Annotated in this window: 21 protein-coding genes and 1 pseudogene; 9 read left to right on the top strand and 13 right to left on the bottom strand. The window is 50.9% G+C overall.

Features of this window, described 5'->3' with window-relative positions:
• Positions 1–30: 30 nt before the first annotated feature.
• From EI42_RS33340 to EI42_RS16790, 3 genes are all read right to left on the bottom strand, one after another.
• Positions 31–174, bottom strand: coding sequence for a hypothetical protein (locus EI42_RS33340; RefSeq protein ID WP_174843969.1), 144 nt, complete (start codon positions 172–174; stop codon positions 31–33).
• A gap of 889 nt (positions 175–1,063) precedes the next feature.
• The gene (locus EI42_RS16795; RefSeq protein WP_111323779.1) at positions 1,064–1,837 is read right to left on the bottom strand and encodes a DUF2071 domain-containing protein; all 774 of its coding nucleotides are present in this window, start codon (positions 1,835–1,837) and stop codon (positions 1,064–1,066) included.
• 102 nt (positions 1,838–1,939) lie between these two features.
• On the bottom strand, positions 1,940–2,431 hold the full coding sequence (locus tag EI42_RS16790) for a hypothetical protein (protein WP_111323778.1): 492 nt from the start codon (positions 2,429–2,431) through the stop codon (positions 1,940–1,942).
• Between the two features lie 494 nt (positions 2,432–2,925).
• On the opposite strand from EI42_RS16790, the pseudogene EI42_RS33910 reads away from it, so the two are divergent.
• Positions 2,926–3,795: pseudogene (locus tag EI42_RS33910) on the top strand (leucine-rich repeat domain-containing protein); the annotation flags it as partial.
• A gap of 37 nt (positions 3,796–3,832) precedes the next feature.
• Here the strand turns inward: EI42_RS33910 and EI42_RS16775 are convergent.
• Complete coding sequence (locus EI42_RS16775) at positions 3,833–5,044, bottom strand: RNA-guided endonuclease InsQ/TnpB family protein (protein ID WP_111323775.1); 1,212 nt, start codon at positions 5,042–5,044, stop codon at positions 3,833–3,835.
• 77 nt (positions 5,045–5,121) lie between these two features.
• Between EI42_RS16775 and EI42_RS16770 the strand changes: the two genes are divergently transcribed.
• Complete coding sequence (locus EI42_RS16770; RefSeq protein WP_111323774.1) at positions 5,122–5,316, top strand: CopG family transcriptional regulator; 195 nt, start codon at positions 5,122–5,124, stop codon at positions 5,314–5,316.
• A gap of 432 nt (positions 5,317–5,748) precedes the next feature.
• Here EI42_RS16770 and EI42_RS16765 read toward each other — a convergent pair whose 3' ends face one another.
• The gene (locus tag EI42_RS16765) at positions 5,749–6,090 is read right to left on the bottom strand and encodes a MerR family transcriptional regulator (protein ID WP_111323773.1); all 342 of its coding nucleotides are present in this window, start codon (positions 6,088–6,090) and stop codon (positions 5,749–5,751) included.
• Between the two features lie 131 nt (positions 6,091–6,221).
• Between EI42_RS16765 and EI42_RS16760 the strand changes: the two genes are divergently transcribed.
• From EI42_RS16760 to ilvA, 5 genes are all read left to right on the top strand, one after another.
• Entirely contained in the window at positions 6,222–6,986 is a 765-nt protein-coding gene (locus tag EI42_RS16760; RefSeq protein WP_170142695.1) for a MerR family transcriptional regulator, read from the top strand.
• Between the two features lie 101 nt (positions 6,987–7,087).
• Complete coding sequence (locus tag EI42_RS16755) at positions 7,088–7,426, top strand: VOC family protein (RefSeq protein ID WP_111323771.1); 339 nt, start codon at positions 7,088–7,090, stop codon at positions 7,424–7,426.
• Positions 7,427–7,657: 231 nt separating this feature from the next.
• A complete protein-coding gene (locus EI42_RS16750; RefSeq protein WP_170142694.1) occupies positions 7,658–7,939 on the top strand; it encodes a trypsin-like serine protease in 282 nt (93 codons plus the stop codon).
• A 53-nt stretch (positions 7,940–7,992) separates the two neighbouring features.
• Positions 7,993–8,787, top strand: coding sequence for an alpha/beta fold hydrolase (locus tag EI42_RS16745; protein ID WP_111323769.1), 795 nt, complete (start codon positions 7,993–7,995; stop codon positions 8,785–8,787).
• 344 nt (positions 8,788–9,131) lie between these two features.
• The gene (ilvA, locus tag EI42_RS16740; protein WP_211326216.1) at positions 9,132–10,394 is read left to right on the top strand and encodes a threonine ammonia-lyase; all 1,263 of its coding nucleotides are present in this window, start codon (positions 9,132–9,134) and stop codon (positions 10,392–10,394) included.
• Between the two features lie 46 nt (positions 10,395–10,440).
• Here ilvA and EI42_RS16735 read toward each other — a convergent pair whose 3' ends face one another.
• The 5 genes from EI42_RS16735 to EI42_RS32615 form a co-directional block, all read right to left on the bottom strand.
• Entirely contained in the window at positions 10,441–11,025 is a 585-nt protein-coding gene (locus EI42_RS16735; RefSeq protein WP_111323768.1) for a sugar O-acetyltransferase, read from the bottom strand.
• A 115-nt stretch (positions 11,026–11,140) separates the two neighbouring features.
• Positions 11,141–12,091 (bottom strand): aldo/keto reductase, encoded by a 951-nt coding sequence (locus EI42_RS16730; RefSeq protein ID WP_111323767.1) that lies wholly within the window; start codon positions 12,089–12,091, stop codon positions 11,141–11,143.
• A gap of 329 nt (positions 12,092–12,420) precedes the next feature.
• On the bottom strand, positions 12,421–13,674 hold the full coding sequence (locus tag EI42_RS16725) for an MFS transporter (RefSeq protein ID WP_111323766.1): 1,254 nt from the start codon (positions 13,672–13,674) through the stop codon (positions 12,421–12,423).
• A 39-nt stretch (positions 13,675–13,713) separates the two neighbouring features.
• Complete coding sequence (locus tag EI42_RS16720) at positions 13,714–14,277, bottom strand: TetR family transcriptional regulator (RefSeq protein WP_111323823.1); 564 nt, start codon at positions 14,275–14,277, stop codon at positions 13,714–13,716.
• A 249-nt stretch (positions 14,278–14,526) separates the two neighbouring features.
• On the bottom strand, positions 14,527–14,730 hold the full coding sequence (locus EI42_RS32615) for a hypothetical protein (RefSeq protein WP_111323765.1): 204 nt from the start codon (positions 14,728–14,730) through the stop codon (positions 14,527–14,529).
• Between the two features lie 211 nt (positions 14,731–14,941).
• On the opposite strand from EI42_RS32615, the gene EI42_RS16710 reads away from it, so the two are divergent.
• A complete protein-coding gene (locus tag EI42_RS16710) occupies positions 14,942–16,126 on the top strand; it encodes a hypothetical protein (protein ID WP_111323764.1) in 1,185 nt (394 codons plus the stop codon).
• Positions 16,127–16,248: 122 nt separating this feature from the next.
• Here the strand turns inward: EI42_RS16710 and EI42_RS16705 are convergent, their stop codons facing one another.
• A complete protein-coding gene (locus tag EI42_RS16705) occupies positions 16,249–16,860 on the bottom strand; it encodes a TetR/AcrR family transcriptional regulator (RefSeq protein ID WP_111323763.1) in 612 nt (203 codons plus the stop codon).
• Between the two features lie 583 nt (positions 16,861–17,443).
• On the opposite strand from EI42_RS16705, the gene EI42_RS16700 reads away from it, so the two are divergent.
• The gene (locus EI42_RS16700) at positions 17,444–18,880 is read left to right on the top strand and encodes a purine-cytosine permease family protein (RefSeq protein ID WP_111323762.1); all 1,437 of its coding nucleotides are present in this window, start codon (positions 17,444–17,446) and stop codon (positions 18,878–18,880) included.
• A gap of 2 nt (positions 18,881–18,882) precedes the next feature.
• Here the strand turns inward: EI42_RS16700 and EI42_RS16695 are convergent, their stop codons facing one another.
• Positions 18,883–20,154: a cytochrome P450 gene (locus EI42_RS16695; RefSeq protein ID WP_111323761.1), complete on the bottom strand. Its 1,272-nt coding sequence runs from the start codon at positions 20,152–20,154 to the stop codon at positions 18,883–18,885.
• Between the two features lie 135 nt (positions 20,155–20,289).
• Entirely contained in the window at positions 20,290–20,778 is a 489-nt protein-coding gene (locus EI42_RS16690) for a DUF6022 family protein (RefSeq protein ID WP_111323760.1), read from the bottom strand.
• Positions 20,779–20,812: the final 34 nt, after the last annotated feature.

The following is a 20,812-nucleotide window of genomic DNA, read 5'->3' as shown; positions in this document are numbered from 1 at the left end:
GGTGATCAACGCCGTGATTGATAGCTTGAATCAGGACGATGATAGCAGGTGACTCATAGGCTCCACCATCCAGCCAGAATCGCTGAAGTCCCGTTGTTCAGCAATGGCGATCAGCTCGCTTCCCGAGCGTTCGGCGCGTCGGCGCAATTCAGCAAAACCCGTGAATTCAGCCATTTCCTTCAGAGGAGGCAATGAGTTGTTCCTGTAAAATGACAAACATATCCTTCTTTACAGGATAGAATATGCCACAGGGTATTTCATATGCTACCATAGGTTCCAGGCGTTATGTCGTCCAATTGCTCATCTGAAAGCTCGGCGAACAAATTGAGCAAGGTAAGATTGTCCCAACGATTATATTAAAAAAGTCAGCAAGTCCTGTTGTCATAGCATGATCTCTTTCCTTGAAAAGATGAAGTTCACTACAATAAGAGAGGGGATGGAGAGGAAAAATCGCAACAGGACAAAACATCGAGGAAAATCGGTCGAAGCGTCCTGACTGTTGGTGTGCATTCTCTACCTCACCATCATGCTGGCATATCTCATCTCTAAAATGGTGCACTCAAACACGCCTCACAACGGGAAAGAAACCACTTCCCGTGACGAGATAGATATACAAGCAAGCTGATCTTTGTCCCTCTTTCTGCGAAGAGGAAGTCGGTATTCCTGGCACACTACTGGCATAACAGTCAAAACCTCCGAATCTTTTATATCCATTTCAAGTATTCGATCCCGTTCCATCAGATACAACCACATTACAAAAAAGAGCGAAAGGGCAAACGCAACGCAGGAATAAAGCACCGATACAGGTTGGCATGGAAGTGTTGCCCGCTCGTTGCTTGAACAAAGGCAAGAAATTGAGTGCGGAGAATGTATCAATACCTTTCCCACATCTTCAGCGTACATGCCCTGTATGCGATTGTAGTACACCTTCCTCTTTTTTGTCAAGATCATTCCCCTTTTAGTACTTTCTCCTATCGATTTCAGGTGGCATACATCGAAGACATACAAGAGTTTTCAATGTATGCCATTGCAATATCTTGCAGAGAGTCGCCAGAATCACAGCTTAAACGGGCACAAAGGTCTTTCTCGATGCCACTGCATACTTCTGACAATAGTATGCTTTCTCCTTCACGCATCCCTGATATATCCAGCGATACTGTCCCTCGACCACTCGCACAGCGCTATCAAACGTGAGCTCGACGTCAGGCCACAATTGGTCCAGCTCGCTATACTCGACTGAGGCATTCAGAGCTTCATAGCGGGTTGATTGTCCCTCCAAATCGATCCGAGCAAGCTTCCCTTGAGAGAGGCTCGGCGTATAGCTCGTGATGCCCTGCGTGAGGAAGCGCTGACTGTCCTCAAGCGAATGAAAAACGTCAGAGTGGATCTCATCCGCTGGCTGCATTGTTGCGCAAAACAGGGGTCGACCATCCGGATATTGAATCTGCAGCCTGGAGTTCTCGCCATCGTTCGCCAACACAGCACGAATAGGTGTCATCGAGCTTGCAAAGACCCACGAAGCTAGCGCCGTACACAACGGATTATCCGCATATCGGCGCCATATGTAGACACCCGGCTCTGGCCTGTCTACCAACAGATCGATCACACCACAGCGATATGCACAGGCCTGCATGGCCAATCCAAAGCGAGCAGGCAGCAGAGAAAGCATCACACTATCAAGACGCAAAAAACACAACGAGACGATAGCAGATCCGTTCACAACTTGAGGCCAGAGCGATGGCACTGGAAGTCGCTTCACAAGCGCCTCCGGACTTACCCGGAAGTGAAAAAGCATTCGTTCAACAAGATGTGCCTGGACAACATGTGGTCTTGCCATACGGATTTTCTCCTGTTTCCTTGAAAATGCATCAATGACACATACTCATTTCTCTCTATGAAGCCTGCCACACAAAACCATCTTACCTGGAAGAGATAACCGCTATCTCTTCTCCTTCCCCCTGCTTTGCCAGATAGGTTCCCGCATAAGCCACTTCTGAAGCAGAGTGAGCAGTATTCCGGCCAGGCCTCCCAACGGAAGCGTAATCCAGCCTGTCCACAATATCCCAGTGCACATTATAAGCGCCATGAAGACCATTTCATCTATGAAATGTTTGCCAATCGCAGACGGCAGCACAGAGATAACTACTATCAGGAACAGGATACGATACGCTAAAAAGCTAATGAGCACCCCAAAAAGAAGACCTTCCCAGATCGTCCGATGTGCGGAGCGTACCATCCCGGCCCACCACATCGGCGCCCAGGCTATCAGAGCAGCCAGCACGACAATTACCGGAAAGAACATATTTTCGAGTAAAACAGGGAAGACAAGCAAGTGAGCCAGCACAAGGCAAAGCTCGGCCATTATAACGACAAACAGACTACCAAACACCCAGAACAGGCGCGGCGGATAGGATGGAGGGTAGATTTTCATGATATTCTTCTTTCTCTCTATTGTTTCACTATGTCTCTACTGGAGAGAGCACATAATCTTGAACTGAGGTACTGATGACCTTTATTGATAGATATGCCCTGTACTGGCATCCCGATCAATCAGTTTTGCGGCAGCCTGCCCGTCATAGCTTCAGTCGCCTTCCCTCCAGTCATCAGGCTCGAAAAGCCAACTCACCTGGACACGTTCCTGAACCGCTGTCTCTAAGAACGGCAACAAAGTAAACACGTTTACTTTTCGTAAGTATACGGCGTGCCATTCCTGTTTGTCAAGAGAAAAATGAACCTGTTTACTTTCACAGAACAAAAAAACATTTCTTCGTTGCCCGGAGGAATAAGCAGAAAAGATTGCCTATCTGCACTCTATGAGCGTAAAGTAGCTTCAGAGGCCACAGTAACACTTCCTTCCCTGCTTCCGAATCTTGTTTGAGGATAAAGAATAGAAGAACAAGCAAGTATACGACGAAGAGGGTTTTCATGTGTAGCACAGATCGAGAGATAGTCCGGCAGATCCAGCGCGCCTTGAGGCCAAAAGGAGCTATTATCCAGTGTCAATATAACAAAAATGGGTATGTTATCGGTCTGCACATCCGACATACAGGGCTCTCAACGCTGCCCAACGATATCGGCCAGCTTGCTCATCTACGCAGCCTTCGCCTCGGAGGCAATCAGAGCACTTACCTGACCATTCCGCCTTCATTTCAGCAATTAGCGAATCTGCATGAACTTGATCTCTCATGGAACCAGCTTCAGCAGCTCCCCTCAGGTATCGAGTATATAGAAAATCTTCAGCGACTCAATCTGAATAACAATCAATTGACAGTTCTTTCTCCCGAGATCGCTCACCTGCCGCACCTCCATATACTCGAACTCTCCTCAAACCAACTGACCACACTACCCGACGAGATCGGGCAACTGAAGCGGTTGCAGCGCCTCTGGATCGAAAACAACCAGTTGAAAACGCTTCCCACCAGCATCGGTGAGCTCCGGCTGCTGAAAACGCTCTCCGCCTCCTCGAACCAGCTTCAACAGCTCCCCTCACAGATCGGCCAGTGCACCCAACTACAAACACTGAACCTGAGTGACAACCAGTTGACCGCCTTGCCTCCTGAGATTGGGCACTGTTCCAGCCTGAAAGGGCTCTCACTCAAGCACAACCAGCTTCAACAGCTCCCTACACAGATCGGCGGGTGTACTCATCTCAGGGAGCTCGCTCTTACGGCTAACCAACTGACCTCACTGCCCTCTGAGATCGGCCAATGCGCTGAACTGCATACTATCTATCTTGATCATAACCAGTTGCAGGAACTTCCCTCTTCTCTTTTTTCTATACCATCACTTGAATATCTGACACTCCCCGCCATAAATGACGGGGGTTCTTCTTTCAACGACCCGACGTGCCACGTCTCCGTTTGGAAGACGCAGGAGAGGCCAGGTCTCCAGAAGCGTTTTGTCCCGTGGGACAGGTTCCCGTATGCCCTACGGTACCGTTTGAAACGGATTGGAGCGCTTCATGCAGGATATTCAACGCTGCATTGTGATCGCGGTCCAGGATGATCCCACACCCCGTACAAACATGGGTGCGAACGCTAAGCGATTTCTTGACAATCGTGCCACAATCAGAACATTTCTGGCTGGTGAAATGGGGCGCAACGGCAATCACCGGAATACCATGCAACAAGGCATAGCGCTTGACCCATTGAAGGAAGAGCCCCCATCCGGCATCATGGATCGATTTGGCAAGTTTGCGGTTCTTCACCATATTCCTGATCTGAAGGTCTTCATAGGCAATCAGGTCGCAAGACGAGACATACGTGTTTGCCACCTTTCTAGCAAAATCCTCACGCTGCCGTTGGACTTTCAGATGCTGTTTGGCAAGTGCTTTTCGCGCCTTTTTTCGATTGGCCGATTGCTTCTGCTTGCGGCAGAGACGACGTTGGAGACGTTTGAGCTTCTTTTCCGCTTTGCGGGAGTGCCTGGGGTTCTCGACGGTGTTGCCTTCCGAATCGGTGAGATAGGATTTGAGCCCAACATCAATCCCAAGCTGTTTGCCCGACGAGACATGCTCGACTTTGCGCTCGGTCTGGACGCAAAATTGTGTATAGTACCCATCTGCCCGTTTGACAATGCGAACCCGCTTGATTTGCTTGATCGGGAATTCTTGGATACGCTGATTGGGGTTGCCAATCAATTTGAGACGACCAATGCCACAGCCATCGGTGAAGAGAATATGCCGACCATCAGGATCAAGCTTCCAGCCGGTGCCCTTGTATTCCACGCTCCGGTTGTTTCGTTGGAACTTGGGATAGCCCTTCTTGCCAGGCTTGTTGTTCTTGCAATTCTCATAGAAGCGGGAGATCGCGAACCATGCACGATCAGCTCCGGCTTGACGGGCCTGGGAGTTGAGTCGAGAGGCGAAAGGGTACGCTTTGGCAAGCACGGCGCAGTTGGTCTGCACGTCGTTTTTGGAGGTGCCACGCTGCTCCATCCACAAGCGCAACGACTTGTTGCGGATGAACTGGACAATCCGGATGGCTTCATCGATCGCCGCGTATTGCTGCCTGCTCCCAGAGAGCTTGTACTCGTAGACCAACATGCTGCTTGCCCTCTCCTCTTTCATATGGTACTATTATACAGCCTGATAGGTCTGTACGTCAAGAGAGGAGTTGGCACATGCGCAAAGAACGAATCAACGTGTATATCACTGTACGACAAAAAAGACAGTTAGAGAAACGAAGCCAGGAGGAAAATTTGCCAGAAGCAGAGATCATCAGGCGGGCACTGGATGTCTATCTGGCTTGGGATGACCCAACGTATACCCCTCATCCCAACCAGCCCGAAAGGAAGACCCATTCATCCCCGGCATGAATGCACGGGGCTTTCTGGGTCGTTCACTGTAAATCTCATCCATAATCAAATCACCCGCCTGCCTGATAGCATCGAAAATGCAACAAAACTGCGGGATCTTCGCCTTTTCTGTAACCCTTTAACATCACTACCAGAAGCGATTTATAATCGAAGCAGTGCAGTAAAACTGCGACTCTCCATCGATGCAAAGATACAAAAGACCATTCCCGAAGCAAAAAGAGAGCTCTTTTATCTGAACTCATAAAAGAAAACACCGATGCTATCAGATCGGGATAGCATAAAAATAGACCTGCATCCATAAACCTGAAAAGGCGCACTCCTCTTTACCACAAAAATGAGGATATGATTTGTGTTGAGCGGGCGCACCTTCAGGCAAGAAATTACCCTCCTCAAGAGGAATCATACACCCATATATATCTACTCAGGCAGAATTCAGAGTTGTAAGCGCTGCTCGACACGGGCACGCAATGCCTGCAAATCCGCAATGCGCTCATCTATTTCGGCAAGCTTTTCACGATATCGAATCCTCGCAGACGCACAGGGAGGCTCTCCTTGCTCCTGCCGCTCAAAGCAAGGGGCAAGCAAGCGGAAATCTTCCAGCGTCAATCCCAATGTGAGAAATTTTCGGATCAGCTTCACCTGCTCAATCGCCGACGCATCATACTCTCGATAGCCGTTCGGAAGCCGTCGCGAGCGCAGTACACCCTGTTCTTCATAGTAATGAAGCGAGCGAACACTGGCTCCCGTCGCCTTCGCCAGTTCACCAACTTTCATAGCAAAGCCTCCTCCTGTGAACGATTTACCCTCACATTACCGTAAGTGTCAAGTCCTCCTAAAACACTGGTTTCTATGTAGAGGGATTTCAGGTATACTGAGAGCAATATTGCATGCAGGAGATCTGGAGAATGGTCATTTTTCGCACACATGAAGTGGCAAAGGCAGCAGGAGTACATGAGAACACAATCCGACAGTATGAGGCTCAAGGCTTTCTTTCTCCTGTCCCCCGAGGAACGAACGGCTATCGAGAATACAGCTTGCTTCATCTTGAACAGGCTCGCCTCGCGTCCCTGGCGCTTCGCTGGCCCTATCTTGGGAACAAGCAACTCCTCATCGATCTGGTCACTAGCGCTGTCAACGGAGATCCCGGTATGGCGATGGAATATGCCTATCAATACCTTGCGCACGTGCGTGTAGAGCGCACCTATGCCGAATCGGCCATCGAATTTCTTGAACGTTGGGCAGCCGGTCATGTGCTGGATGTGTCGGCGCATCCCATGCGAATACAGCAGGCAGCCAGACACCTCAATATCTCTATAGACATGCTCCGCAACTGGGAACGCAATGGCCTGCTGACCGTCCCACGAGACCCGAACAACCACTATCGGCTTTATGGGAGTGCCGAATTTGGGCGGCTACGTGTTATTCGGATGCTGGTCCAGTGCGGCTTCAGCCTGATGGCAATTCTGCGCATGCTAGAGGCGTTCGATAGTGGCAAAACCAGCAATCTACGTGAGGCCCTGAATGTCCCTGTTGAGGACTGTGGAGACATCAATGCAATAGCGGATAACTGGCTCAATAAGCTCGTAGCATTAGAAGAACGAGCAAAAAGACTGATCGAGCAAGTCGGGCGACTGATCGAGCTTTCCCAAATGCAAAAACCCTCTACATAAACACCAGTGTTTTATAATAGAGCCAGATAAAGATGTAGAAAAAAACACAGCGTGATTCTGAGGAGCACATCCTGCTCTCTCACCCATTTTAAGGAGGCTTCATGATACTCAATCATGTGAATCTCACGGTCACTGATGTTCCGACTGCAGCGGCATTTCTAGAAAAATACTTCGACATGCGCCAACATGAGGGAGGAAATAAGGGTTTCACTGTCCTCTTCGACGATCGCGGACTGGTGCTCACATTGATGAAAGCCCGCGAGGTTTCGTACCCGAAAACGTTTCACATCGGCTTCGGGCAGGAAAGTGAAGAGCGCGTGAACGAGATCTATCAGCGCCTGATTGCTGATGGATACCAGGCTGACCCACCACAGCGCAGTCACGCCTGGACGTTCTACATTCAGGCCCCGGGCGGCTTCACTATCGAAGTACTGGCCTGATAGAGCTCTATCACGGCCAGCAGGATGCATCGAACAGGGTACATCCTGCACTCTTTTCTTACTACCCAGAAACAGCAATTATTACAACAGAGGCCTGCCAGGCACTCCTTTACAGTTCTACCAGAATTACCCCGTACTATTATCTAGTATAAACATAAGTAGCCATATAAAGAGAGTGGAGCCCTCGGCACTGATCGAGCCCTGCGTCAGGCAACCAACCGTATTGACGAAGTGGACGACTACTGGCTGAAATTTCGCTTTGATGAGCCACCGGCGGGCACCTTCCTTGAAGGCGTATGCGGGCGCGGAGACAGTGGCGGCCCGGCCTTCATTCGCAAAGAAGAGCGTTTTCTGCTTGCTGGCGTCAGTTCATGGCAGGAGACAGGTGGGCGCACGATCGGCATCTATGGCAGCGTTGAGCACTATACATGGGTTTCGCACTTCCTCGACTGGATCTATCAGCACATTGGAAAACGCAAGATTGAAGAAGTCTTCTCGGCCCCCATGCGATAGAATACTCTGTATACAGACACACGTATCTACTCAAAAATATGGAGTAATGACATATGTACACGACAGGCAAGTACGCAAATGTGAATGGTATCAATCTGTACTATGAGATTCATGGAACGGGTACCCCCTTAGTGCTATTACATGGAGGTTTTGGTTCCTTTGAAATGTTCTCCGCTCTCTGGCCGGAGCTTGCCCATACACACCAGGTTATCGGTGTTGATCTCTATGGAATGGCACACACAGCCCTGACCGAGCGTCCGATGCAGGTTGAATCAATGGCTGACGACATCGCAGGCCTGCTCGATCATCTCGGCATTGAACAGGCGTCGGTTCTTGGCTACTCGCTTGGTGGAAAAGTCGCACTTCAGACAGCCTTTCGTCACCCGGAACGCGTCCGTAAGCTGGTAGTGATATCTACCCCGTTCAAATGGTCGGCCTGGTATCCCGAAGTGCGGGCAAACTTCGCGTCGATTGCATCGCTACCGTTCGAGAACACCCCTATGCACGAAGCATATAAGCAGATAGCCCCCAGGCCAGAGGACTTCCCCCGGCTAAGAGATGAGATGCATGCTGCCGTCAACCGAAGCTTTGACTGGACGGAGCAGGTCAAGGCCCTCACAATACCCACGCTGATCGTTGCAGGCGACAGCGATGGATTTCCGCCTTCACATGCAGTCGAGTTTTTCAACCTGCTTGGTGGAGGGAAAAAAGATATCGGCATCAATGGAGAAAATCGCATTCCTTCGCAACTCGCCATTTTACCCGGCGCGGACCATTACACCATGCTTTCCCGTTCAGAGCAACTGCTCCCCCTCTTGAAGCCCTTCCTTGCAGAGAAGCAGGCATAAAAAATCGCCGATGGCTCTGAGCGTTCAGGGCCATATCTTCTCTATTTCCTTCATCTGGAAGGAGCAGACAGAGATGCAAAAACCTTCAGTATAAATGCAAGCTACCGATCGCTTCTCATACGCGCTATCTTCGCATTTCTCAGCCAGAGGCACGATGTATACAGCAATACAGATATACTGCATTCTCTCTTCTTTTTCTATAGAAAAATGCACATGCAATCGGCCTTGTAAGATCACCACGAATCGTGCTACCATACAGGAACACCAGGATTTTCTGTTACTATTACTTATTTAGGGCGCTATCAAAGGGGATAGCAGGCCCGCTAGAGGAGTATTTTACAGCGATGTACACCAATAGTCCCAAGATGCCGGAACTAAGCGAGATTCAGCGCGCATACGAAGAGATCCATGATTCCATTCATGTAACACCTCTGCTTCGCTCTCAAACATTCAGTGAAATGAGCGGAGCCCATGTTTACCTCAAAGCCGAGAATTTGCAAAGGGCAGGTTCTTTTAAGGTACGTGGTGCTACATATAAGATATCACGCCTGAGCGAATCCGAGCGCCACAAAGGAGTGGTAGCGGTCTCTATGGGTAACCATGCTCAGGCCGTCGCACTGGCAGCCCGATCACTTGGCGTGCAAGCAACGATTGTCATGCCGGAACAGGCTCCACTGGTAAAAGTGATGGCAACGCGTGGATATGGGGCGAAAGTTATTTTACATGGCGCTACCTTTAAAGATGCACATGAATATGCGTTGGAATTTGAGGCCCGAACAGGCGCGACCCTGCTACATTCCTTTGAGGATTATGACTTGATTACCGGTCAGGGCACGCTCGGTCTCGAAATACTTGAGCAATTTCCCGACGTTGAAGCGATAGTAGTTCCCATCGGTGGAGGCGGCCTGATTTCCGGAGTTGCCCTTGCCGTCAAGGCGCTTCGTCCTGATGTGCGTATTATCGGTGTACAGGCAAAAGGGGCAGATGCAGCAAAGCAATCATTGCAAGCAGGTCATATCGTCGTACAATCGAACGTGAAAACGATTGCTGATGGAATCTGCATCAATGCTCCCGGTGAGCTCACGTTTGCTATTATGCGGAAATATGTCGATGAAGTGGTAACGGTCGATGATGAGGAAATTATGAGCGCCATTCTGCTCCTGCTTGAACGGAGCAAGCTCCAGGTTGAGGCTGCTGGCGCTTCTGGTCTGGCTGCACTGCTCCACCCTGGCTTACTTGATGTAGCAGGCAAGAAGGTTGCGCTCGTCCTGACAGGCGGCAATATCGATACAAATGTGATCGGTAATTTTATCAGTCACGGTCTGCTGGTTCAGGGCCGCATCACCATTCTACGGACCTTTATCGAAGATCGTCCGGGCGAACTCAAGCGGCTCCTGACGGTGATCGCAGACCAGGGTGCAAACGTACGCGAGCTCAATTATTGCCCGACAATGCAAGCCTTGCCAGAGCAACATATTGAGGTCACGCTGACACTTGATACGCGCGATCACGAGCATATTGCACAATTGCTCGATACGTTACACGATCGTGGATATACAGCCAGTACCGTTCAGGTCCAGCCCAAACCCACGCCGATTGTACAGTAATAGTGTTGTCCCTCTGGCTGTCCGATCGCCGGAGGGACAATAGAACTCAGCCTTCCATTGATTGCTTCTCATCTCCTGAGAGGCGTTTTATAATCTTTGCAGGATTGCCGCCAACAACGACATTACCTGGCACATCTTTTGTTACAACAGCACCAGCAGCAATAACAGCATTATCCCCAATTGTTACCCCGGGCATAATAATCGCCCTTCCACCAATCCACACATTATCACCTATTGTTACCGGCTTCCCATATTCTAGCCCTTTTATACGCTCGTGCGCCTCAACTGGATGTGTAGCAGTATAAATATGCACGCCCGGACCAAGCATACAGTTTTTCCCGATGGTTACCGGGCAGGTATCAAGAATAACACAATCATAATTCGCGTAAAAGTTCTCACCGACATGAATAGTATAGCCATAGTCGCAGCGAAAAGGCGGTTCAATATAACAGTTTTCTCCCATCGAGCCCAGTAGTTGCCGCAATAACGCCTGGCGTGTCTTGCTGTCAGCCTCCTCGGAGCGGTTGTAGAGCCGTGTGAGCCGCTGACCGCGCTGCCGATCCTCTACCAGTTCAGGATCAAGCGCGTTATAGAGCTCGCCTTGCAGCATCTTCTCTTTCTCGGTCTTCATTTCCGCACCTCTTCAAAAATAATACGGATCACAGGAGAGTATATCTTCATTGAACGCAAAGCGAGAAAAACCGGAAGCCGCCGCACTGACGGTTTCCGGTGAGAGGAAGGCGATCCTATTTCCAGTTGCTTGCTTGATCCAGTTCCGCGATAGAGGCCTTGTCAAGTTGTATCGCGGCAGCCTTCGCGATCTCATGCACCTGTGTAGCCGACGTCGCGCTTGCAATTGGAGCAGTCACGCGGGTCATCAACCAGGCCAGCGAGATCTGCGCGGGCGTCGCGTTATACTTCTGAGCTACGTTGTCAAGCGCCTTCAGAATACGGAACCCGCGATCATTCATATACTGCTCTTTGACCGAACCAGCGCGCTGACTTGAAGGCAGATCTTTCTCCGAGCGATATTTGCCCGTTAAGAAGCCACTGGCAAGCGAATAATAGCTGATCACACCCAGCCCCTCCCGCTTGCAGAGCGGCTCCAGATCCTGCTCGTAGTCGGCGCGATCATATAAATTGTAAAGGGGTTGCAGGCTCTCATAACGCGGATACCCATGCTGCTTGCTCACACTCAACGCCTCCGCAAGCCGACTCGCACTGAGATTGGATGCCCCGATCACGCGCACCTTGCCCTCTCGAACCAGCTCTGCAAACGCATCCAGTGTCTCCTCAAAGGGGGTCTCAGGGTCATCAAAATGCGCCTGATACAGATCAATATAATCGGTTTGCAGACGCCGCAACGACTCATCGACCGCCTGCTTGATAGCGTTGCGTGAAAGCCCCTTCTGACCATTCCCCATATCGCCCCCGACCTTCGTAGCAATAACCAGTTGATCGCGCCCGCCGCGCTGCTTGAGCCACTTGCCGATGATCGTTTCTGACTCACCTCCCTGATTACCGGGGGCCCAACGAGAATACACATTTGCAGTATCTATAAAATTTCCGCCATCAGCGACGAAAGCATCAAGCACCTGAAATGAAGTCGCTTCATCAGCCGTCCAGCCAAAGACATTCCCGCCCAGACAAAGGGCACTCACCTGTAAGTCGGAATGTCCCAATGTTCTCTTTTCCATCGTACGCTTACTCCACTCTTTCTAGGATGTTCTCTTTTATGATTCACACGAAAGCAAGCCGATTCCATATTCAGTATACCCCTTGAGACCGCTTTACATCCAGAGTATACAGTATTCTGTAGCTCCTCTTGCTTCCCTGCTGGAATCATAAGCCGCAAAACTTCTAAAACATGAAGAAAGCAGCTCTCACATCTATAACTCTTTAGTAAACCTTCTAACTTCCTATACACCATCCCCTCACTATCGCGTATAGAGGTTCACTGGGAGGCAGCTTGCTTATCAAAGAGGCCGGTGTATGCCAGTTATTTCCTGAAAAAGCACGCCTCCTTTTAAAAAGGATTACCTTCTCCCTGGCGCTGCCTTAATAGGCCGAAAATCAGCAAGCATACAACCAGAATGCAACCGCTCATTGTCATGAATGCGCCCGGGGTCGTGATAAGGTCGGTCAGCACTCCGCCGACAAGCGGCCCCAGGACGATACCGATACCGTGAAACATATTAAAAATGGCGTATGCTGCTCCATAGGCGCCGCCTCCATCCCGCTCTACAACACTTCCGAGCGTGGAAAGCGTCGGCGATAGACTAAAGCCAGCACTTGCCCCGATCAGCACCATCACAATGCCGGCCTGCCAGAGTGTGTGCACAAACCCAAGCAGCGGCATGCAGAGCGCCAGACAGACCGCACCTAGCGCCATGAGCCGATAAGGGCTGAAGCGGTTCACCAGGGTCCCCGCCAGCGGCGCAACCAGCCCATAGGCCAGGGTCATCGCACCAAAGAGCAGACCTATGATCATCGACGTTGTGGCAAGGCGATCCGTCAGAAAAACTGGTAACAACGGCTCAAGCAAACAGAGCGACATTTCACCAAGCAAGACAAAACAGGCAATCGCGATCACCTGCCGATTCCGCAAGAAAGCCGACAGCTTCAGCTTCTTCTGCTCCTGAATAGCCTGCTTCGGCAGAAGAGCAAATACCCCAACAATATTCAACAATGTTAAGCCAGTCGCCAGCAGAAAGGGCATCTGATAGCCTCCGAGTTGATGGATCAGACCACCAAGTGGAGCGCCGAGCAACGAGCCGGTCGAGATTGCGGTCAAGGCCATGCCCATAATTGGCCCTCTCATCTTCGCTGGAAAGAGGTCCGCAAGCAGCGCCAGGGCCGCCGACCATGTAGCTGCCGCAGCCAATCCTTGCACAAATCGAGCCGCAATCATCACCACCATCGAGTGAGCCGACGCAAAAAGAATCGTGGATACAGCCAAACCTACCAGGCCAAAAAGCAATGTTGCCTTCCTGCTAATCCGGTCAGAGAGCGGCCCGAAGAACGGCGTCGCTACCAGCAGCGCAATTGCGTAGCTGCCAAAGAGTACCCCCGTCAATGTCGAAGAGGGGTGAAACAGTTCGGTAATATACGGTACGATCGGGATCAACAGGCTATAGAGCAGCATATCTATAAACAGTATAGATATTGTGAGTATTAATCCAGTCCGCTGCTGTTTTGACATCGAAAGAAATGGAGTTGACATAGTTTCACCTTGAGCAACAAACGAGTAAAACTTTTTTTGTTTTTCGAGTTTCCACAAAAAAATTGAGGAGAGACGACCTGCTCTACAGATCCAGGTTTATCGCTTCTCTTCAGCAACCAGCCCGTAAAGCAGAATATCAACAATAGTTGAAAGCGCTTCGGAAATAGTCAGATTATTCTGTAAATAGAATTTCTGATCGAGCGTCGAATTGGCAGCATCAATAAAGAGCTTCATCACAAGGTTCACATTTTGCTGCTTGATGACACCCTCCCGCATGCCCTGTTCAATCAGCACACGAAGCGGCTTCCAGTCATCGTTGAGAGCACTATTCACCCGGGCCCACTGCTCAGGAAAATACCGCTTGAGCTGCTGAAGCACACGCACATCGTAGAACTCATTATGCGCTGGTAATGTTGTTACCACACCTCTTATCTTTTCGAGTAAGGAAAGATCCCCATTGTTAAGAATTTGCTGGGTTTTCTCTTCTGTTTCGCGAAACGTCTGCTCGATAATCGTCTCCAGAATTTCTACCTTCGAGGAAAAATGCTCGTACAGGGTTCGCTTACTGATCCCGAGCCGCTTCGCAAGATCATCCATCGAGAATTTCATACCCTTCTCATGCAGCTCCTCAATAAAGGCTGCAATGATGCGATCTTTTATTGTCATCTCTCACTCCCGCACAGAAAACGCGAAAAACAAAAAGAGTTTTCACCGTAATTCTACCATAGATATCAAGCCTTGACAACTCACGTGAGTATCGTTATAGTAAGGCAAGAAAACAATAATGCCTTCACCCGGATAGAGAGGACTACGAACATGAAGCAGCGCAAAGCAGCTATCAACGAATAGAAGAAAAAACGGGCTGTTGGTGGCGTCTATCTTATTACAAATACTACCAAAAAGAAGTATTTACTCGAATGGAGTACTGATCTGGCCAGTGCACAGAACCGCTTCCACTTTGCCACAATCACGAACATTCCCTTCCATCCCAGGCTGCAACACGATTGGCCTACAGACCATTTCACCTTTACCGTGCTGGAACGAGTTGAGCAGAAAGAGGACCAGAGTAGAGAAGCATTTCTGGATGAGCTGAAAACGCTTGAAAAGCTCCATCGGAGCGAACTTGACGCCTCACAAACCTCCTGAGTTCCTGGCCCTCTGTCATGGCAAACAGACAGGCAGGGGGCACTTTTTTTCACTTCTCGCAGAAGCGAGCAAAACAAATCACCATTTCCATGCGTTATACAGAGTGTAGAGGGTGGCATAGACCGAATACACAATATTACAAAAAGAAGAATCTACTTAAAAATGACAGGAGAAAAATATGTATCGAAAAAAGCACTATGCATCTCTCCTAAAACTGTTTGCGCTCGTTCTCCTTACCGGATTACTGGTCGCCTGTGGCAGCACCTCTACGACCCAGAATGCTGAAGCAACGGGAACGACGACGCCTGACAAGCCGACGGAGACTTCATCAACACCAGCCCAAACGAAGACAAGTCCGACCGCCAACAGTTCCCAGACAACCACACATGATCCACTTACGTCTATACGCATGGTTGACAAGTTGAACGGATGGGCTTTGTCGAAGCAAGGCATACTCAAAACGACGGATGGCGGTCAACACTGGCAGTCAGTGACACCCTCAAATATTACTGCTCATTACACGGGGGCTCGCGGCGCTTTTCTGGATAACCAGAATGCCTGGGTAGCAACCGTCCAGCAGCAAAACGGCACGATCACCATCCTGCATACAACGGATGGCGGTCAACACTGGCAAAATTCGCAAATTCAGCAGCAGGGTATAGAATCGATTGATATGCCACATTTCGTGAACGCAAACACGGGCTGGCTGGAGGTCATGGGATCTCCCGGAGCTGGCAGCCAGGGCGTCTACATCTACCATACAACCGACGGCTCACAGTGGGAGTTGCTCGGAAAGTCCGGTGAAAACGGCATAAATAACGGTGGCTTCAAATCAGGCATTTCGCCTCTCAACGCGGAAACCTTCTTCGCTACCACACGTTCTACCACCGGCAACCCGACCGATCCAGGCCTGTATGTCAGTCATGATGGCGCTCAGAGCTGGCAGCAGCAGCACCTCAATCCGCCTCGCGGCAATGAGAATGTGCAACAGATGGGCACGACACCACCTGTTTTCTTCGGAAATGATGGGTTCCTCCCGGTCTACATCACAAATAATGATGGCAAGACTTTCCTGAACCTGTATCGCAGCGAGAACGGCGGCGCTGACTGGATGGCACAGAGCAACGTTGAAATGAATGCAAGCACTGTCTTTGTTCTTGACAAGAACCATGCCTGGGCTTCCGATCAGCAGACAGGTAAGCTCTACTATACAGCCAACGGTGGTGCAAGCTGGCAGGCCACTGAGCAAGCTCCTGGAGCCTTCGAGGAGATGAGCTTTGTGGATGCAAGCAACGGGTGGGCGATTACCAAATCAGCGCTTCTGCATACAACTGATGGTGGTAAAACCTGGCAGGAACTATAATCACTGCTGACAGAAAAGGGGAAGAGGTTGCTCTACCTCCTCCCCTTTTTTTTCGTACCTACACTCCCCGTTTATCATACCTACAAGAGCAGGGTAAGGAATACAGCCCTGCGCAAAAGAGGCTAGCCCTGACGTAACCCCTGAAGCCAGAGACGATTGACTTCGCGGATGGTTTCCTCATTGAAGCTGGCAAATATCCCGAGTTTGGCCCGGTATTCAATTGCGAAGAAGAAGCTCAGATAGCCCCACGTCGCCGCGTTGAGATCAAGCGAAGCAGGCAACACTCCCTGTTCCTGAGCCCGCTTCAGCAGCTCGAATATTGCCTGGTAGACATCCTGCATCTGTGAACGAACCAGCGTCTGTATGTCGGGATCAGAGGTTTCAACCGAGGAATGAAGCCGCACGAAGACATCATCGGGGTCGCTCAATGCGGCAGCTCGATAGTCAAGCAAGATCGAAGAGAGCGCTTCGAGCAAATCATGTTCAGCCCGCTGCTGGACACGTTTCCGAAAGCGACAAAAGAACGCCGCACTCGCCGTTTGGATCACCGCCAGAAAGAGCGCTTTCTTGCTCCCGAAATGCTTGTACAGCATCGGTTCTGTGACCTCGCTGGCACGGGCCAATTCACCGGTACTGGCATCGGCATAAGAAGAGCGAGCAAACACTTTCTTCGCCTGCTCGATAATAAAAGCACGCCGTTCACTCCCCTTCATACGCATCTTCTTCTCAGCCATAGTTTCCTCTTTCTGGTTAACGCTCGCTAACTGGGGCGATCATAGCACAGGCAGAACAAGCCTGTCAAGGAGGCTGAGAGACACAATACTCCGACCTTCTGCCAGAGGAAACCACATCTAGCTTCTACTTACCTTTCGCTATCTTCGACCGACAGCCTCAAAATCCCGCTCTCGGGCTCTCTTCCTTCCTTCGTTCATCCTGCTGTTCTGGCCTGTAGAGCGAGAGGGCAGGAATATCCTGCACAAACGGCGTAGTCAGAAGCTTCAAGGTCTTCATGAGACACATCATTTTTGACAGTCACATTTGGGGCCACAGATCGCTCTGGCCTTGCCCCTATTCCCCTACAGAGCACTATACGCATGCTCTTCTCTATCCTGCAAATACATAGTACCCAAAAGATAGAATCTTAACGAGATTTTTCTCTTTTTCATCCCTGGACATACGGTATAATGCCGTGATATAAAGCAGGCATAAACTGTGCAAGGAAATGGTGGTAATAGCAGGACGTACCCTTTTCAACGCCTGCTTTCTTTTCAGCATACCGATTTCCTCTACACATCATTTTTGTGGAAGGTCATTTTGATGAGTCAAGAAGAGAAACAGCCGCAAGAGAACCGCGCCTGGACCATCGAGTCCCACGGTATCGAACCGATAGGCGACGAAGAACGGCATGGGAATCCGTCCGAGGTGTTCTGGATCTGGTTCGCGGCAAACGTCGGTATTCTGGGTGTGACATATGGTGGCATGCTGGCAGCAAACGGCTTGAACCTCTGGCAAAGCATCCTTGTCGCGTTTCTAGCGCCCGTTGTCTCCTTCGCCGTCGTCGGCGTTCTGAGCATCGCAGGTATCTGGAGCGGTGCGCCGATGCTGACCCTCTCGCGTGCGATGTTCGGTCCACGCGGCAACATCGGCCCGGCCCTGACAAGCTGGATCAGCCTTGTTGGCTGGGAGACAGTCATTGTCATCACCTCGTCTTATGCCCTGCTTGAGCTTTTTAAAATCGTCGGTCTGCCGGTCAACCCGGTTACGACCATCATCAGCCTTATTATTGTGGCCGCAATTGTGATTATGCTTGGCCTCTGGGGTCACGCGACACTGGTTCAGGTACAGAAAATTGCTACCTGGGTCTTCGGCATACTCACCTTAATTATCGTAGTGTTCTTACTGTTCCAGACCGACTGGCAGAAGGTGCTCTCCACGCCGCCCGGCCCGTGGGATACCGGTCTTATCACCAGCTTTATCGTCATCATGGCATCAACCGGGTTTGGCTGGATCAATTCCGGCGCTGACTACACGCGCTATATGCCCCGAAAGACCTCGGGGAGCGCTATTACCTTCTGGTCGGTTTTTGGCGGTACACTCCCACTGCTTGTCCTGATGATCGTTGGTGTGTTACTGGCCTCAAAAGCGCCCAATCTGGCAAACGGAAGCCCGGTTGATCTCATTGGCTTGCTTCCCTCGTGGATGGCCGTTCCCTACCTGATTACGGCTATCGGCGGCATGATCCCGGCAGCAGCGCTCGACATCTACTCCTCGGGCCTGAACCTGCTTGCCGTCGGCATCAAGATCAAGCGCTACTATGCCGTGCTGATCGATGGTATCCTGATGGTCGCAGGAGCATTTTATGTCATGCTCATCGCAAATGACTTTCAGGGCCCATTTATCAGCTTTGTCTCGCTGCTGGCTGCGGGCCTGACGACATGGGCCGCCATTGTCCTGGTCGACATGATCTCACGCCGCCGCTATGACACCCGCAGCCTCGTCGATACCACACCGAAAAGCGCCTACTATTTTACCGGTGGCTTCTACCTGCCCGCCTGTATTGCGTGGGTCGTCGGTGTCGTTATTGCCTTTCTCTTTACCAAATCCAGCTTCTTCACTGGGCCATTCGCCATAGGCATTTTTGAGAGTACCAATCTTGGCTATATGCTCGGTGCAGTTGTCAGCGCGGTGCTGTATGCCATGTTGAAGCTGACTTTCCCGATCAAAGCCAGCGTCCCGGAGGAAGCGGTCTCGTAACCCTACACGGTTACACCTGCGCGAACGGGCTGAACCTGCTTCATCAGGAACTTGCTCTCTGGCAGCGCCGGGATGCGGGTCAGGCTGACATGAAGATCCTGTTGCGGCACTGTATACGTCATTTCTCGTACCAGAAAACGGACAGCCAGCCGCAACGCTTCAATCGTCAGCCATTCACCCGGGCAGCGATGACCGTTCCCAAAATCGCCGCCACCTTGTGGGATAAAATTGTATGGGCTTTCATTCCAGCTCTGGAAGCGCTCCGGCCTGAAGACGTCGGGGTCCTTCCAGATCCTGGGATCATGGTTCGTGCCATACAGATCGAGCAACACCATGCTCCCCTTCGGAATGCGATAGCCATGCCAGATCACTGTATGACGGGCTCGCGCTCCGAGCAACGGCGCGAAGGGATAATACCGGCGCAGCTCTTGCACGAAAAATTCCAGGAAATCATCATCATGCTGTAAGCGCTCGCGATAGGCAGGATATGCATGCAAAGCCAGCGCCGCAAAGGTAATAAAGTAGCTCATGGCAACCGTCGGCCGTATAAAATTGATGAGCTCAACAGCCGCTATACGCGGGGGCAGTTCGTGCCCGTTTTCCCGATAGAACGCGATATGATAGGCAGCACAGTCCTTTGAAACGGACACGGCACCCCGTCGAATCTCCTCAATGAGCGACGCAAGCCACTTTTCGGCTCGTTTCCTCGCCAGCCGACCGCACCAGTGCCGAGGCCCAACCGCACCAAAAGCATCAACCATCGCCCCAAAATCGAATGCTCGCGCACGTGCTTCCTCTTCTGCCAGCGGCACACCGACCCACGCACACATAGCCCTGCAAATCAGCTCCTGCGCCTCTTCAAACAAGATAACTGTTTCTTGTTTTGACCACTTCTGAATAGCGCGTTGCCATTCTTCAGCCGTCAAGGTCAGAATATCCTGCCGCTTTGCAGGCGTCATCAGCGACAGAAACAGGTGCTTCCTCTGCCAGTGGTCCACGCCATCAAGCCCCTGCACGCCGCCGACACCAAACAGCGAAGCCTGTATGCGGTGAGGCAGCACGCCTTTTCGCTTAAAGAGCGCAGGATTATAGAAACAGCGAGCGGCCTCTTCTCCCCCAAAACAGATCATCTTTTTCCCGAGCAGGCGTGTCTGGAACATATCCGTTCCATATTGCTGACAACGCTTCCTGATAAATTCGTAGCCATCCGAACGCAACAGCGTCAGGGTGCCGTCAAGGGTCTTATCACGCGGAATCTTCTTCTGTCGAGACATGATCTCCCTCCAGGTACGCTATAGAGAGAGATACGTCTGAGCAGCGCGTTTCGTGACAAAGATCCTCATAACAGGCAGCAGATGAAGGAAGAGCTTTTCGACTCTTCCTTCATACTACCGGTCAAACGGTTGACATTATTTGTACTGCTTCATACCGGGAACAGCCGATTGCTCAACACGTATCGCAATAACCATCTGGCTGCTTTCTCCCAGCGGCAAAACAAGCGGACGCTGCGGTATGCGCAACTGTGTATGATCGTGGAAGAGGCAGGTAATCAACGCTCCGAGTGCCGCACTTCTATCACTCTTCCACAGCACACACCAGAAACGCCGCTCACGCTCTTCTTGCGGCCCCCACTGTTCACGTGAAAGGGGGAATGTACCGGGAAAAGCGGGATCACACACCAGCCCGGCCTGTGTCAGTTCCTTCATTGCCGGATGCAATAACAACTGCGAGTAACGAGCATAGGCAGGGTCACCCGCTGTCTCCCAGATGTGCTTCAGCTCTTCAGCATGCTCCTGCATGACTTGCTCGTAGCGCTCATCAATATCCTGTTGAATGGCAGCCGCGATATTCTCAATAGTGACATTCTCGTGTGCAAGTACCTCTGTCAGTGACGCCATAAAGGGGATACTCCTCTCTTCTTCAGTGCCCCTT

Source organism: Thermosporothrix hazakensis, from assembly GCF_003253565.1.
Lineage (GTDB): Bacteria > Chloroflexota > Ktedonobacteria > Ktedonobacterales > Ktedonobacteraceae > Thermosporothrix > Thermosporothrix hazakensis.
Note: the sequence above shows the minus strand (reverse complement) of the source record. Positions and strands in the feature narration are given on the sequence as shown.